16 protein-coding genes are annotated in these 15,303 nt (G+C 65.7%); 13 read left to right on the top strand and 3 right to left on the bottom strand.

Features of this window, described 5'->3' with window-relative positions:
• Positions 1–204 precede the first annotated feature (204 nt).
• Genes G6N28_RS19280 through G6N28_RS19250 form a run of 7 tightly spaced genes read left to right on the top strand, consistent with a single transcriptional unit; the run spans position 205 to position 6,009 of the window.
• Positions 205–744: a carboxymuconolactone decarboxylase family protein gene (locus G6N28_RS19280; protein WP_163906430.1), complete on the top strand. Its 540-nt coding sequence runs from the start codon at positions 205–207 to the stop codon at positions 742–744.
• A 4-nt stretch (positions 745–748) separates the two neighbouring features.
• Complete coding sequence (locus tag G6N28_RS19275) at positions 749–2,092, top strand: aromatic ring-hydroxylating oxygenase subunit alpha (RefSeq protein WP_163903043.1); 1,344 nt, start codon at positions 749–751, stop codon at positions 2,090–2,092.
• A complete protein-coding gene (locus G6N28_RS19270; RefSeq protein ID WP_128108795.1) occupies positions 2,085–2,414 on the top strand; it encodes a hypothetical protein in 330 nt (109 codons plus the stop codon). The genes G6N28_RS19275 and G6N28_RS19270 overlap by 8 nt, the downstream gene beginning before the upstream one ends.
• A gap of 2 nt (positions 2,415–2,416) precedes the next feature.
• Positions 2,417–3,643 (top strand): metal-dependent hydrolase family protein, encoded by a 1,227-nt coding sequence (locus G6N28_RS19265; protein WP_163903041.1) that lies wholly within the window; start codon positions 2,417–2,419, stop codon positions 3,641–3,643.
• Positions 3,624–4,085, top strand: a complete 462-nt coding sequence (locus G6N28_RS19260; RefSeq protein ID WP_163903039.1) for a nuclear transport factor 2 family protein — start codon at positions 3,624–3,626, stop codon at positions 4,083–4,085. The genes G6N28_RS19265 and G6N28_RS19260 overlap by 20 nt, the downstream gene beginning before the upstream one ends.
• Complete coding sequence (locus G6N28_RS19255) at positions 4,082–5,209, top strand: acyl-CoA dehydrogenase family protein (RefSeq protein WP_163903037.1); 1,128 nt, start codon at positions 4,082–4,084, stop codon at positions 5,207–5,209. Before G6N28_RS19260 ends, G6N28_RS19255 begins: the two co-directional genes overlap by 4 nt.
• A gap of 32 nt (positions 5,210–5,241) precedes the next feature.
• A complete protein-coding gene (locus G6N28_RS19250) occupies positions 5,242–6,009 on the top strand; it encodes an acyl-CoA dehydrogenase family protein (protein WP_163906428.1) in 768 nt (255 codons plus the stop codon).
• A 252-nt stretch (positions 6,010–6,261) separates the two neighbouring features.
• On the opposite strand, the gene G6N28_RS19245 is transcribed toward G6N28_RS19250, so the two are convergent.
• Both G6N28_RS19245 and G6N28_RS19240 read right to left on the bottom strand, forming a co-directional pair.
• On the bottom strand, positions 6,262–7,044 hold the full coding sequence (locus G6N28_RS19245) for an enoyl-CoA hydratase (protein ID WP_163903035.1): 783 nt from the start codon (positions 7,042–7,044) through the stop codon (positions 6,262–6,264).
• Positions 7,045–7,054: 10 nt separating this feature from the next.
• The gene (locus G6N28_RS19240; RefSeq protein WP_163903033.1) at positions 7,055–8,242 is read right to left on the bottom strand and encodes an acyl-CoA dehydrogenase family protein; all 1,188 of its coding nucleotides are present in this window, start codon (positions 8,240–8,242) and stop codon (positions 7,055–7,057) included.
• 123 nt (positions 8,243–8,365) lie between these two features.
• On the opposite strand from G6N28_RS19240, the gene G6N28_RS19235 reads away from it, so the two are divergent.
• The 5 genes from G6N28_RS19235 (at position 8,366) to G6N28_RS19215 (ending at position 13,296) form a co-directional block, all read left to right on the top strand.
• On the top strand, positions 8,366–9,088 hold the full coding sequence (locus G6N28_RS19235; RefSeq protein ID WP_163903030.1) for a TetR/AcrR family transcriptional regulator: 723 nt from the start codon (positions 8,366–8,368) through the stop codon (positions 9,086–9,088).
• A gap of 65 nt (positions 9,089–9,153) precedes the next feature.
• Positions 9,154–10,008, top strand: coding sequence for an acyl-CoA thioesterase (locus G6N28_RS19230; RefSeq protein WP_163903028.1), 855 nt, complete (start codon positions 9,154–9,156; stop codon positions 10,006–10,008).
• 198 nt (positions 10,009–10,206) lie between these two features.
• A complete protein-coding gene (locus G6N28_RS19225; RefSeq protein WP_276001741.1) occupies positions 10,207–11,331 on the top strand; it encodes a cytochrome P450 in 1,125 nt (374 codons plus the stop codon).
• Positions 11,332–11,377: 46 nt separating this feature from the next.
• The gene (locus tag G6N28_RS19220; protein ID WP_163903024.1) at positions 11,378–12,217 is read left to right on the top strand and encodes a mycofactocin-coupled SDR family oxidoreductase; all 840 of its coding nucleotides are present in this window, start codon (positions 11,378–11,380) and stop codon (positions 12,215–12,217) included.
• Between the two features lie 8 nt (positions 12,218–12,225).
• Positions 12,226–13,296, top strand: a complete 1,071-nt coding sequence (locus G6N28_RS19215) for a phosphotransferase (RefSeq protein WP_163903022.1) — start codon at positions 12,226–12,228, stop codon at positions 13,294–13,296.
• A gap of 12 nt (positions 13,297–13,308) precedes the next feature.
• On the opposite strand, the gene G6N28_RS19210 is transcribed toward G6N28_RS19215, so the two are convergent.
• Positions 13,309–14,115 (bottom strand): lysophospholipid acyltransferase family protein, encoded by an 807-nt coding sequence (locus tag G6N28_RS19210; RefSeq protein ID WP_163903020.1) that lies wholly within the window; start codon positions 14,113–14,115, stop codon positions 13,309–13,311.
• Positions 14,116–14,226: 111 nt separating this feature from the next.
• Here G6N28_RS19210 and G6N28_RS19205 point away from each other — a divergent pair, with 111 nt between their 5' ends.
• Positions 14,227–15,303: an NAD-dependent epimerase/dehydratase family protein gene (locus G6N28_RS19205; protein ID WP_163903018.1), complete on the top strand. Its 1,077-nt coding sequence runs from the start codon at positions 14,227–14,229 to the stop codon at positions 15,301–15,303.

Raw genomic sequence — 15,303 nt, 5'->3', positions numbered from 1 at the left:
CTCTAGCTGAGAAAACTATCTTCTCTCATCGCGAGAATCAATGTCCGAAACGGTCCGCGAGGCCCCTGGCAGGGCCGTTTCGGCGACCGTCGCCACCGCCGTGACCGGCGCATCTGCCCCTCGGGATTGACCGCGGGCGGTAAAGATGGAAATCTGTTAGCCAAATATGAGAACCTGATTCTCGTGAGCGAGAGGAAGTTATCGGTGCGAGTTCAGCCGCTGCCCGCCGAGCAGTGGGATGACGCCGTCGACCATGCCCTTTCGAGCATCCCCGCCGACCGGCGCTCTCCGGAGAAGACCGGCAACCTGCTGGCCACCCTGGTGCGGCACCCGAAGCTGACGCGAGCCTTCCTCCGTTTCAACAACCACCTGCTGTACTCGTCTACCCTGCCCGAACGGTTACGCGAACTGGCGGTGCTGCGGGTGGCGCACCGCCGCCACTGCGAGTACGAGTGGCGCCATCACGTGCGTATGGGCCTTGAGGCTGGGCTGACCGACGACGTCATCGCGGGGGTGCAGCGCGGGGAGGCCGTCGACGAACTGGACCGTGCCGTGCTTCGCGCTGTCGACGAACTCGAGGACACGTCCGAGATCTCCGATGCCACCTGGACGGCACTGTCCGAGCATCTCGACGAGCGTCAGCGCATGGATCTCGTCTTCACCATCGGCTGCTATGGCGCGCTTGCCATGGCGATCAACACTTTCGGCGTGAAACCCGACTCCGAAACACTCGCAGAGAGGTAGAACAGTGGCATTTTTCCCGAAACCCGCTGAGGGCAGCTGGACCGAGCACTGGCCCGAACTCGGCACCGCACCGGTGGATTACACCGACTCGATCGACCCCGAGCAGTGGAAGCTCGAGCAGCAGGCGATCTTCCGGAAGTGCTGGCTGAACGTGGGTCGGGTCGAACGGCTCCCCAAGAAGGGCAGCTACTTCACCAAGGAGATGCCGTCCGCGGGCAAGGGCACGTCGGTGATCATCGTCAAGGACACCGAGAACCAGGTCCGCGCCTTCTACAACTTGTGCCGCCACCGCGGAAACAAGTTGGTGTGGAACGACTATCCGGGCGAAGAGGTCGCAGGCACCTGCCGCCAGTTCACCTGCAAGTACCACGGGTGGCGCTACAACCTCAAAGGTGATCTCACCTTCATCCAGCAGGAGGGTGAGTTCTTCGACGTCGACAAGGCCGACTACGGGTTGGTGCCGGTGCGATGCGAAGTGTGGGAAGGCTTCATCTTCATCAACTTCGACGACGACGCCGAACCGCTGATCGACTACCTCGGCGAGTTCGCGAAGGGTCTGGAGGGCTATCCCTTCCACGAGATGACCGAAACCTATTCCTACCGAGCCGAGGTCAACGCCAACTGGAAGCTGTTCATCGACGCGTTCACGGAGTTCTACCACGCGCCGGTGCTGCACATGAAGCAGGCGGTCAAGGAGGAAGCCGAGAAGCTGGCCAGCTTCGGCTACGAGGCCCTGCACTACGACATCAAGGGCAGGCACTCGATGATCTCGTCCTGGGGCGGCATGAGCCCGCCGAAGGACCTGAACATGGTCAAGCCCATCGAACGTGTGCTGCACAGCGGGCTTTTCGGACCGTGGGACCGCCCGAAGATCAAGGGCATCCTGCCCGACGAGTTGCCGCCGGCGGTCAATCCGTCGCGCCATCACGCCTGGGGTCAGGACTCGTTCGAGTTCTTCCCGAACTTCACGCTGCTGCTGTGGGCGCCGGGCTGGTACCTCACCTACCACTACTGGCCCACCGACGTGGACAAGCACATCTTCGAGTGCACGCTCTACTTCGTGCCCGCGACCAACACCCGTGAACGGCTTGCCCATGAATTGGCGGCGGTGACGTTCAAGGAGTACGCGTTCCAGGACGCCAACACCCTGGAGGCCACCCAGACGATGATCAGCACCGGTGTGGTCAAGGAGTTCCCGTTGTGCGACCAGGAGATCCTGCTGCGTCATCTGCACACGACGGCGTGGGACTACGTGAACGCGTACAAGAAGGAGAAAGGTCTAACCGACGGCTCCGGCAATGGGAAGGCCTCGTCGTCGGCCGGTCAGAAGGATGCGATCAATGCCTAAGTTGCCAGAAGAGTTCGCCGATCTCGAGCGGTTCACCGACTGGTGCCTGCCGACCGAGGAAGAGCGCTATCAGAAGCGGCTGTCCTCCACGATGGAGGAGATGCAGGATTTCTATGACACCGCGTTTCCCCGCCTCGAGGCCGTCATGGAATACTGCGACGCCAGGTTCCCCTTGGACGGAATGCCCGACGACGCAAAGGCGCTCATTCACATGATGCAGTCACTGGTCAACGTGTCGTTCCCGGTCGAGGTCTGGAAGCAGCCGCGCGTGCTCGACAGCGGCGCCACCTACATCACCTGCGTAAGGGAGCCGGTGGTCTAGGGGTGCCGACCCTCAAAGCAGCAGGTCTGCTCGACGTCGACGCCGGCGAGATCGTCCGGCCCGGGGTTTTACGGGTCGACGACGGCCGGATCACCGCGATCGGCGCTTCGGCATCGGGGGACGACGTCATCGATCTCGGTGATGCCATCCTGCTGCCCGGCCTGATGGACATGGAGGTCAACCTCCTGATGGGCGGCCGGGGCGAAAACCCCGGCCTGTCCCAGGTCCAGGACGATCCAGCGACGCGGGTACTGCGCGCGGTGGGCAACGCCCGACGCACCCTGCGTGCGGGCTTCACGACGGTGCGCAACCTCGGGTTATTCGTGAAGACGGGCGGCTATCTGCTCGATGTCGCGCTGGGCAAGGCCATCGACGCCGGCTGGATCGAGGGGCCCCGGGTGATCCCCGCCGGGCACGCCATCACCCCCACCGGGGGCCATCTCGACCCGACGATGTTCGCGGCGTTCATGCCCGGTGTGCTCGAGCTGACGATCGAAGAGGGCATCGCCAACGGCGTCGACGAGATCCGGAAAGCCGTGCGCTACCAGATCAAACACGGCGCACAGCTGATCAAGGTGTGCTGTTCCGGCGGTGTGATGTCATTGACCGGAGAAGCAGGCGCACAACACTATTCGGACGAGGAGCTGCGGGTCATCGTCGATGAGGCGCACCGTCGTGGGCTGCGCGTCGCCGCGCACACCCACGGTGCCGAAGCGGTCAAACACGCCGTCGCGTGCGGCATCGACTGCATCGAGCACGGATTCCTGATGGACGACGAGGCCATCAGGATGCTCGTCGACAACGACCGGTTTCTGGTGAGCACCCGACGGCTGGCCGAGGCCATGGACGTCTCGAGGGCGCCAAAAGAGCTGCAGGACAAAGCCGCCGAAATGTTTCCCAAGGCCCGCACGTCGATCAAGGCGGCCTACGATGCCGGGGTGAAGATCGCCGTGGGGACCGACGCGCCGGCGATCCCGCACGGCAAGAACGCCGACGAGCTCGTTACGCTCGTCGAGTGGGGTATGCCGCCTGCCGCGGTGCTGCGCGCGGCGACCGTCGTCGCCGCCGACTTGATCAACAAACCCAACCTGGGTCGCCTCGCCGAGGGCTACCTAGCCGACATCATCGCCGTGCCATCAGATCCGTTGAGTGACATCACCGTCACGCGGAACGTCAACTTCGTCATGAAGGGCGGAAAGGTCTTCCGAAATGACATCGCCAGCCAGTAGGCCAACCAGTAGTCCGACACGAACTGACGACCTCGTCGAGATCCAGCAGCTGCTCGCCAAGTACGCCGTCACCATCACCCAGGGCGACATCGACGGTCTCATCTCGGTATTCACCCCGGACGGCACCTACAGCGCATTCGGCTCCACCTACACGCTGGCCCGCTTCCCCGAACTGGTCGACGCCGCGCCGAAGGGGTTGTTCATGACGGGCACGTCGCTGGTAACCCTGGACCCCGACGATCCCGACAAGGCCACCGGCACCCAGCCGCTGTGCTTCATCGAACACTCCAAGCACGACATGCGCATCGGGTACTACAACGACACCTATGTCCGCACCGAGGACGGCTGGCGGCTGAAAACTCGTGCGATGACGTTCATCCGGCGCAGCGGCGACCACGACTCCGGCCGCCCGCACGCCATCGGAAGGCCCGAGGCGGGATGAGCGAGGAGCTCTTCGACCCCGCCGTGTTCCGCACGGCGCTGCGGGAATGGCTCGACGCCAACGACCTGACGCCTCCGGCGGGTGGCAACTCTTTGGAGGCCCACCAGGCCCAGCATCTTCGGGTGCTCAAGGCGCTCTACGACGCCGGCTGGATGCGCTACGGCTGGCCGGAATCGGCAGGCGGGCTGGGCGGTCCCGACATCCTGCGCGCCATCGTCGGCGAGGAGGTCGTGGGACGCGGGCTCGACCATCCCGGGCCGTACTCGATGCTCGATGTGCTGACGCCCACGATGATCGACTACGCGCGACCCGAACTGGCCGCCGAGATGGTCCCCAAACTGCTGTCCGGCCAGGAGTCGTGGTGCCAGGGCTTTTCCGAACCGGGGTCCGGCAGCGACCTGGCATCGCTGACCACCCGCGCCGTGCAGGACGGCGACCAGTGGATCATCAACGGCCAGAAGGTGTGGACCAGCTTCGCGCAGTTCGCCACGCGGTGTGTGCTGCTCACCCGCACCGGCGGGCCGGACACCCCCGATCACGAAGCCATCACCGCGTTCTTCGTCGACCTGAAGACACCCGGCGTCACGGTTCGTCCGTTGCGCACCATGCACGACGTCGACGAATTCTGCGAGGTGTACTTCGACGATGTCGCGGTCCCCGCCGACCGGATGCTCGGCAATCCGGGCGACGGCTGGCGGTTGGCCATGGATCTGCTTCCCTACGAACGCTCGACCTGCTTCTGGCAGCGCATCGCCTACCTGTATTCACGGTTCGACGCGCTCGTCGATGAAGTGAAACGCGTTGGCCAAGCGGTGGATTCCGACCTGGGCGAGACGTATCTGGCGCTGCACACGCTGCGGTGCCGATCGCGGGCCACCCAGCACCGGCTGGCCGACGGGCACAAGCTCGGCGCCGAAACCTCGATCGACAAGGTGTTGCTGGCCGGCGCCGAACAACAGCTCTATGACACCGCCCGTGATCTTCTGCCCGGCGTCATCGAGCTCGACGACAACGAATGGCGTACCGAGTTCCTCTACTCGCGAGCGGCCACCATCTACGGCGGCACCGCCGAGATTCAACGCAATATCATCGCCCGTCGCCTGCTTGACCTCGGAAAGGAGTGACCGTGGAAACTCTGGACGCCGAGTCGCTCGCGATGCTCGAAGACACCCTTCGCAAGACGATGCTGTCGACCTCCGGGGCCGAGCTGGACGCCGCGCTGGCCGAGCTCGGCTGGGCCGAGATGCTCTCCGACATACCCGACATGGCCATTCCGCTGGTATTCCGGCTGCTTGGCGAAACCGGTTCGCATGCCTCGGTTCTCAACGATGTCCTGTTGGAGACCATCGGCGGTCTGCCCGGCGGAACCCCGCCGATGCCGTACGCCGGCGGCGGCTGGGTGGTGTGGGAACGCTCGGCGAACGCCGCACCGACGCTGGGCGGGCTGCCGCTGCGGCGGGTGCCCGACGGGGAGACGATGCGGCTGGGCGAGACGCGACGGGCGGTCGGCTGGTGGCTGGTCGGCTCGGCACGGGCGATGCTGTCGCTGGCCCGCCAACATGCGCTCGATCGGGTGCAGTTCGGCAAGCCGATCGCGTCGTTCCAGGCGATCCGGCACCGGCTGGCCGAGACGCTGGTGGCCATCGAGGGCGCCGAGGCCACGCTGGGCCTGCCCGGAACCGAAAGCCCGGACCTGACCGCGATGTTGGCCAAGGCCGCGGCGGGCAAGGCCGCGCTGACGGCGGCCAGGCACTGCCAACAAGTGCTCGGCGGTATCGGCTTCACCGCCGAGCATGAGCTGGATTGCCACGTGAAACGGGCCCTGGTGCTCGACGGGTTGCTCGGTAACACAAAGGAACTCACCCGCAAGGTGGGCGCCGGGCTACGGGCCCGAGGCTCGGTACCGCGCCTCGCCGATCTGTAAGCTTCTTCTTCGGCGCGAGCGCACCTTCGGCGCGAGCGCACCTTTTTCGCGAGCGTGCGTGTCTGAGGGCGACACGCCGCCGTAACTCGCGACTTCACGCACGCTCGTGCACAACTGCGCCGATGGCGGGCGCCGTTCACGGCACGTCGTCGGTCTTGCGGTCGGTTGCGCGAGCGTGCGCAAACTCCTGCTTCCGCCCGGCGTGTCGCCCTCAGACACGCACGCTCGCGCAAAAAGAGGGGTAGACAAGACCTACTTGATGTTGGCCTTCATCTCGTCGAGGTTCACCAGCACCGGCCAACCGCTCACGCTCAGCGCGTTGCCATGACCGGTCTGATGAATGTCGAACACCGACTGAATCGCCGCATAGAAACCCTGCACGTCGAGGGTCTGGTTGACCGCCCGCTTGGCCTGACGCAGCGCGAACGGCGGCATCTTGGCGATCTGCTCGGCCAGCGCCCTGGTTTCGGCGTCGAGCTCATCGCGCGGCACCACCTTGTTCACCATGCCGGTGCTGGCCACCTCTTCGGCCGTCATCGCGCGACCGGTGAACAGAATCTCCTTCGCCTTCCGCGGCCCGAGCTCCCAAGTGTGGCCGTGATATTCGACACCGCCGATACCCATCAGCACCACGGGGTCGGAGAACTGCGCGTCGTCGGCGGCGATGATCAGGTCGCAGGGCCAGCACAGCAGCAGGCCACCGGAGATACACCTGCCTTGTACCGCCGCGATCGACGGCTTGGGTACGTTGCGCCAGCGCAGCGTGTACTCGAGGTAGCGCTTGGCCTCGTGCTGGATGATGAAGTCCAGGGTGATCTTGTCCGGCACCGGCCCGCCACCGCGCAGGTCGTGCCCGGCCGAGAAGTGCTTCCCGTTGGCCCGCAGGATGATCACCGACACGTCGTTGTCCTCCGCGGCGCGAGTCCACGCCGCGTCGAGTTCGTCGAGAAGTTCGGGGTTTTGGGCGTTGGCCGCCTCGGGGCGGTTGAGCGTGATGGTCGCGATGCGGTCGGCGACCTCGTAGTCGATGTACACGGTGGGTCCTTCAGTTTCGGGGTAGGCCCAGCAACCGCTGGGCGATGATGTTGCGTTGGATTTCAGAGGTTCCGCCGGCGATGGTGCCGCCGAAGGTCCGGACGTAGCGCTCGAACCAGCCACACCGGTACGCGTCGAGGTGCTGCGCGCTGTACGGGCCGGACATGTTCGGGTGCGCCAGGCCGTCGACGCCCGTTGCGCTCAGCGCGTATTCGGTGGCCATCTGCGAGGCTTCCGATCCCATCAGCTTGAGCACCGACAGCGCGGACGCGTCTTCCTCCCCGCGGGCGGCCCTGGCCAGCGCAATCGAGCCGAGCAGCCGAAGCGCCTGGTTGTCCATGACCAGCGTCGCGTACCGGTCCCGGTCGATCACCGAGACCGGGCGGAAATCCTCGACCAGCTCGGCGAGGCGGTCGGCGTAGCTGAGCCACAACATGTTTCGCTCGTGTCCGAGTGAACCGCCGGCCACCCGCCAACCCTCGTTGAGAGGGCCGACGAGGTTCTCGGCGGGCACCCGCACGTCGTTGAAGAAGACCTCGTTGAAGTCCAGGTCGTGCTGATCACACACCGACGCGAACGGCCGTCGCACCACACCGGGCAGGTCGGTCGGGATCACCAGCACGCTGATCCCCTTGTGTTTGGGCGCATCGGGATCGGTGCGCACGAAGGTCAGCAGCACGTCCGCGTCGTGGGCGCCCGATGTCCACACCTTCTGCCCGTTGACCACGAAATGGCCGCCGTCCGCGTCGGGGACGAACTCGGCGCGCGTGCGCAGGGAGGCGAGGTCGGATCCGGCGCCGGGCTCGCTCATGCCCAGCGAGGCGGTGATCTCGGCGCGCAGGATCGGCACCGCCCAGCGCCGCTGTTGCTCGGGTGTGCCGAACGTGATCAGCGACGCCGAGACGATCCCGACGCCCTGCGGGTTGAAGGTCAGATAGACGCGTCGGCGCGCCAGCTCGAGCTGGTGCACGTACTGCTGCAACAACGTGGCGTTGCGGCCGCCGAACTCGGGTGGATAGCCGGGCAGCAGCCAGCCGTTGTCGAACATGAGGCGCTGCCAGTCGCGCGCCCAGCCAGGGACGTCACTGCTGGAGTACGACCGCGCGAGCGCGTCGGCGTCGGACGGGAGATGTTCGTCGAGAAACGCGCTGAACTCAGCCCGGAACGCCTCGACGTCAGCATCGAAGGTGAGCTGCACAGCACTCCCGCTGGATCAAATTTTTGGTAAGGCCTACTGTTATCTCCGAAATGAGAATACTATTCTCATCGTGAGAAAGTTACAATCTCTGACACGTTGGCCGCGAGGGGGTCGAGGACCGCAATGGCAAGGCGTTCTCCGGTACAGTCAGTCCATGTTCTCCCGAATCGGCACGCATCTGAGCCGCCGGTGACCAGCCCCAGCGAGGAACCAGCCTGGAAGCAGCGCGCGGTCGAGCGATCGATAAAAACCGCGAAGCTGCGGGCCGCGCAACGCGTGCAGCGCTTCCTGGACGCGGCCCAGGCGATCATCATCGAAAAGGGCAGCACCGACTTCACGGTCCAAGAGGTCGTCGACCGCTCGCGGCAGTCGCTGCGCAGCTTCTACCTGCAGTTCGACGGCAAGCACGAGCTTCTGCTCGCGCTGTTCGAGGATGCGTTGAGCCGCTCCGCGGACCAGATCCGCGCGGCCACCACGACCGAGGACGAACCGATCGAACGCCTGAAGGTCGCGGTCCAGCTGCTCTTCGAGTCCTCGCGTCCCGATCCGACCGCAAAGCGCCCGCTGTTCACCGACTTCGCCCCGCGCCTGCTGGTCTCCCATCCGTCAGAGGTCAAGATCGCCCACGCTCCCCTGCTCGCGCTGCTCACCGAGCTGATGGAGGAGGCCGCCGCCGCCGGACAGCTGCGCGAGGGGATCAACCCCAAGCGGATGGCCGCGATGACCATGCAGACCGTGATGTTCGTCGCGCAGTCCAGCGGCGAATCCGACGAGAGCGGCACCGCGCACCCCATCACGGCCGACGAGGTATGGGACTTCTGCGCCCACGGCTTTGCCGCCTCGTAACCTGAGAACCACGTTCTCGTGAGAATTGCGTTCTCGTCGTCGAGAACCTGACTTACACTCATCGGGTGCCCGATCTCTGGCGCGATCTGCTCGCGTGTCTGGATGTCACCCCGAGCGTCGCGCCCCCGTCCCAGTACGGCGGGGTCGGCTATCAGGGCCGCAACCAGCAGCTGAACTATCACCGGGTGTTCGGCGGTCAACTGCTTGCCCAGTTCGTCCGCATCGCATCGCTGACCTACCCGGACAAGGCGATCAAGTCCCAGCATGCGGTGTTCACCAGCGAGGGCCGCGCCGACGAGCCGATCGCGTTTCTGGCGAAACCCCACCATGAGGGCCGTTCCTTTGCCGCCTTGACGATCACTGCCACCCAGCAGCACGGCGTGGTGGTGACGTCGTCGATCTCCATGCACGCCAACGAAACCGGGCCCCAGCATCAGGAGATCGAATCGGTACCGCCCGTGCTCGGCCCCGAGCACGACCTGAAGCTCGACCTGATCCCCTGGGAGACGCGCGCGACGGTCGATCTCAACACCACCGCGACCGGGCCGCCGTCGTTCGAGTTCTGGATGAGAACACCCAAGACGGAAGCCGCCCTGGCGCCGGCACTGACCGCCTACGCCACGGATCTGACCCTCATCGGCACGGCGCTGCGCCCGATCGAGGGCGTCGGTCAACGCGGCAACGGCACCGACTTCACCTCCGCCGTCACCTCACACACCGTGTGGTTTCACCGGCCCTTCCGCACCGACGACTGGCTGCTGCTGCGGCAACACAGCCCGCTGTCGGCGCACGGCCGCAGCTTCGGCCGCGGTGACGTGCTGACACGCGAGGGCGCGCTGGTGGCGTCCTATGCCCAGGAGGCACTGCTCCGCTTCCCCGAACGCCACCGAGAAGGACGTTCTACTAAGCGGAGAGTATAAATTGCTCAAAACGATTGGCTGGTTGACACCCGCGCACGGTGAATGCCAAAGTTGTGAGACAAAATCCAGCGCGATGTCTTACGCAATCCTGGTCCAGCGAGAGGCGAACCCGTGACGATCAGTGCTGAAAACCCCGGCGTCCACAAAGCGGACACGGACGTCGAGTTGTATTACGACCCGTACAACATCGACCTCAACATGAACCCGTACGCGGTGTTCGCCCGCCTTCGCGAAGAGGCGCCGCTGTACTACAACGACAAGCACGACTTCTACGCGTTGAGCCGGTTCGAAGACGTCAACAAGGCCGTCATCGACCACGAGACCTTCATCTCCGGGCGCGGCGCGCTGCTCGAGATCATCAAGTCGGGGATGGAGATCCCGCCGGGCACACTGATTTTCGAGGACCCGCCGATACACAACATTCACCGCAACCTGTTGTCGCGGGTGTTCACCCCGCGCAAGGTGCTCGCGCTGGAACCGCAGATTCGCGAGTTCACCGCGCGCTGCCTGGATCCGGTGGTCGGCTCGGACAAGTTCGACTTCGTCAACGATCTCGGTGAGCAGATGCCGATGCGGGTCATCGGCATGCTCCTGGGTATTCCCGAAGAAGATCAGCGCCGGGTGACCGACCACGGTGAGGCCACCCTGCAGAGCGACACGGTCGACCTGATGGCCACCGGTGAGGTGTTCGCCGAGTTCATCGACTACCGCACCGAACACCCCTCGGACGACATCATGACCGACCTGCTCAACGCGGAGTTCGAGGACGAAACCGGCACCTGGCGCAAGCTTCGCCGCGATGAACTGCTGATGTATTTGACCGTGATCGCCACCGCGGGCAGTGAGACGACGACGCGCCTGATTGGTTGGGCGGGAAAGACACTCGCCGACTACCCCGATCAGCGGGCAGAGTTGGTGGCCGACCCCAGCCTGATCCCCCAGGCCATCGAGGAGATCCTGCGCTGGGAACCGCCGGCGTTGCAGATCGCGCGCTATGTCACCCGCGACGTGCAGTACTACGGTCAGACCGTGCCCGAGGGCTCGGCGATGCTGATGCTGGTCGGGTCCGCGAACCGCGACCATCGCCGCTTCCCGCCAGACGGCGATGTGTTCGACATCCACCGAGAACAGCGCTCGCACATGACGTTCGGTGCGGGGACACACTTCTGCATGGGCAACGCGCTGGCCCGTCTCGAGGGCAAGATCGCGCTCGAGGAGGTCCTCAAGAGGTTCCCGACGTGGGAGGTCGACTGGGAGAACGCACGTCCGTCGCAGACCACGGCGGTGCGGGGCTGGGAAGCCATGCCCACGTTCATCTCTTGAGAAGTCCCATGAAATCTTTGGCAACGACAACGAATTGAGGTAATCGATGACTGGACGCGTTGAAGGCAAGGTCGCTTTCATCACCGGCGCCGCGCGTGGGCAGGGACGTGCGCACGCGGTGCGGTTGGCGCAGGAGGGCGCCGACATCATCGCGGTCGACATCTGCAAGAAGGTCGACACGGTGGAGCTGATCGCGCCGTCCACCCCGGAAGACCTCGCCGAAACCGCGGACCTGGTAAAGGGCCTCAACCGCCGGATCTACACCGCCGAGGTCGACGTCCGTGACTTCGATGCGCTCAAGGCAGCGGTCGACACCGGGGTCGAACAGCTGGGTCGGCTCGACATCATCGTGGCCAACGCCGGTATCGGCAACGGCGGTCAGACACTGGACAAGACCAGCGAAACCGACTGGACCGCAATGATCGACGTCAACTTGGCCGGCGTGTGGAAGACGGTCAAGGCCGGGGTTCCGCACATCATCGAGGGCGGTCGCGGCGGTTCGATCATCCTCACCAGCTCGGTCGGCGGGCTGAAGGCCTACCCGCACACCGGCCACTACGTCGCCGCCAAACACGGTGTGGTGGGCCTGATGCGGACGTTCGCCGTCGAGCTCGGAGCCCAGAACATCCGCGTCAACTCGGTGCACCCGACGAACGTCAACACCCCGCTGTTCATGAACGAGGGCACCATGAAGCTGTTCCGCCCCGATCTGGAGAACCCCGGTCCCGACGACATGAAGGTCGTCGCCCAGATGATGCACACGCTGCCGATCGGTTGGGTCGAGCCCGAGGACATCGCCAACGCCGTGCTGTTCCTGGCGTCCGACGAGGCGCGCTTCGTCACCGGCGTGACGCTGCCGGTCGACGGCGGCAGCTGCCTGAAGTAGGACCGGCCGTGACGGTCGCGGAGCTGTCGCTGCCGCGGGAGTGGGAAGAGATCACCCCGGATTGGATGACGGCCGCGCTGGCGCGTGATCATCCGGGTGCCGTCGTCGACGCGGTGACCGTGGCGCTTCGCGACGACGGCACCAACCGGCGTGCCCGGTTGGCGTTGACGTACTCGGCGGGTTCGGGGCCGGCGACCGTGTTCGCCAAGGCCGTCGACCCGGAGCACGCCGATCTCGTCGAGCTCACCAGCGGGCTGTACCACGAGCCCCGGCTGTTCACGTCGGGGATCGAGTTGCCGCTGGATCACCCGGCGGTCCACACCGCCCTCATCGACGAGGATGCCCGCAACTTCGTGATGATCATGGAGGACGTCGTCGCCCGCGGCGCCGACCCTCGTGACTCCACACGGCCGATGACAATCGAGCAGGCGGCCAACGGAATACGCGGGCTGGCGCGCATGCACAGCCGGTACTGGGGTGAGCGCCTGACGACCAACCCCGCGCTGGGCTGGGTCGAACCGTTCGTCGCGTTCGAAGGGCTCGAGTACGCGCCGCTGCACATCGCCCACGAACGGTTGGGCGACTCGGTTCCCGCCGAGGTTCCCGCCCTCAGCGGCACCGAACTGTTCGTCGACATCTGGGCGCGCTACATCGGAACGCTCACCAACTCGGACCAGACACTGCTGCACGGTGATCCGCACATCGGCAACACCTACGTGCTACCCGGTGACGACGTCGGCTTTCTGGATTGGCAGATGGTGCGTCGCGGCAACTGGTCGCTGGACGTGGGCTACTTCTTGCAGGGCGCGTTGACGATCGAAGACCGCAGACGCGCCGAGCGCGACCTGCTTGGCGAGTACCGCGACGCGCTGACGCTGCCGTCGACCGAACTGCCTACGGCCGACGAGATCTGGTTGCGCTACCGGGCCTCCGTCGCGCACGGGTTGGCGATTTGGATGGCGACGCTGTCGGGTGGGGACGCCTGGCAGGGCGCCGACGTCTGCCTGGCGTTGGCGCAACGCTACGCCGCGGCGTTCGTCGACCTCGACACCCGAGCGGCCCTCGACACCATCGCCTAGCGGGCGTAATCCTCAGCCCAACACCGGGAACCGGCGCTCGGCGGCCAGTTCGTCGAGCGCAGCCTGCATCACCGCACGCACATGCAGGTCGACCGCCTCGATGTCGGGGTCGCTGCCGAATTCCGCCACCACGTCGATCGGATCGAGCACGCGCATGACGATCTTGGCGGGCAGCGGCAGGTTCGGCGGGAAGATCACGGACATGCCGAACGGAAAGCCCACGCTCAGCGGGAGGATCTCCATGCGTGCCCGGGTCAGGCCCAGCAGGCGTGCGATCGAATCGCCACGGGCAAGGAACAATTGGGTTTCCTGCCCGCCGATCGACACCATCGGCACGATCGGCACCCCGGTCTCGATGGCCGTGCGGATATATCCCGTTCTGCCGTTGAAGTCGATCACGTTCCCGGTGACGGTGGGCCGGTACGCGTCGTAGTCCCCGCCGGGAAACACCAGCACGACGCCGCCGGATCGCAGTGCCGCAGCGGCGTTTTCACGGCTCGCCTCGATCACGCCGGAGCGGCGCAGCCAGTCACCGACGTTGCCGAGGAACACACCGTAGTGCGCCAGGGTGTACAGCGGCCGGTCGTAGCCGAACTTGTCGTAGAACTCGGGCGCGAAGATCATCACGTCGGGGGTGAACATGCCGCCGGAGTGGTTGGACACCACCAGCGCGCCGCCTGCCGGCGGCATCGACGCCAGACCGCGAACCTCCGCGCGGAAGTAGCGCCGGACGATCGGGCCGACCAAGTTCGTGATGCGCCGGGTGAACACCGGATCCCACTTGGTGAGCTCTGCGTTTGCCGGCCTGTCGCTTGCCATGTCGTTTGGTTCCCGCTTCTCCTGGCCGGTCAAACCTCGCAGGCGCCGGGGCGCCACCACTGAATATGGTACTTTCCGGAAAAGAGAATGCGATAACCCTTCAGGAGTTTCATGTCCGACGCGGTGCTCGTCACCGGAGCGTTCGGCCTCGTCGGATCCGCGACCGTGCGCCGGCTCGCCGAGTCGGGTCGGCGCGTGGTGGCCACCGATCTCGACACGCCCGCCAACCGCAAAGCGACGGCGAAGCTTCCTACCGGGATCGAGGTCCGCTGGGCCGACCTGACCGATCCCGCCCAGGCTCAGCTCCTGGTTTCCGACATCGCGCCCGAGTCGATCATTCACCTCGCCGCGATCATCGCCCCGCCGATCTACCGCAACCCGAAGCTGGCTCGCCGCGTCAACGTGGATGCCACGGCTACCCTCGTGCGTCTGGCCGAGGCGCAACCCGCCCCGCCGAGGTTCGTACACGCCTCGAGCAATGCGGTCTTCGGCGCCCGCAACCCGCACCGCACCACGCCGCCGCTGACGGTCGACGACCCGATGCGGCCCTGCGACGTCTACAGCGGACAGAAGGCCGAGGGCGAGGAGATCGTGCGGTCCTCGGATCTGGACTGGGTGGTGTTGCGGTTCGGCGGCGTGCTCAGCACCGACCTGTCGGCGTTGCCGTTCAGCTCCGACGCGTTGTTCTTCGAGAGCGCGTTGCCCACCGACGGGCGGCTGCAGACCGTCGACGTGCGTGATGTCGCGTGGGCGTGCGCGGCGGCGACGACGGCCGACGTCGTGGGTGAGATCCTGCTCATCGCCGGTGACGACTCTCATCATCTGCGTCAGGGCGATGTCGGCCCGAGCCTGGCCGAAGCGGTCGGGGTACCCGGCGCGCTGCCCCCGGGCCGGCTCGGTGACCCCGACAGCGACGAGGACTGGTTCGTCACCGACTGGATGGACACCACCCGCGCGCAGGAAGCCCTGCAGTTCCAGCACTACTCGTGGCCCGACATGCTCGCGGAGATACGGGCGCAGGCCGGGTGGAAACGCTATCCGGGCCGCCTGATCGCGCCGCTGGCGCGAGAGGTGATGAAGCGCCGCGGGGCTTACTGGAAACAACCCGGGCGATACGCCGATCCGTGGGGAGCGATCCGCCGCGAGATGGGCGATCCCGCCTGGGATCGGCCGCGCGACCGACCCTGA

Source organism: Mycolicibacterium pulveris (assembly GCF_010725725.1).
GTDB lineage: Bacteria > Actinomycetota > Actinomycetes > Mycobacteriales > Mycobacteriaceae > Mycobacterium > Mycobacterium pulveris.
This window is presented reverse-complemented; position numbering and strand designations above follow the sequence as displayed.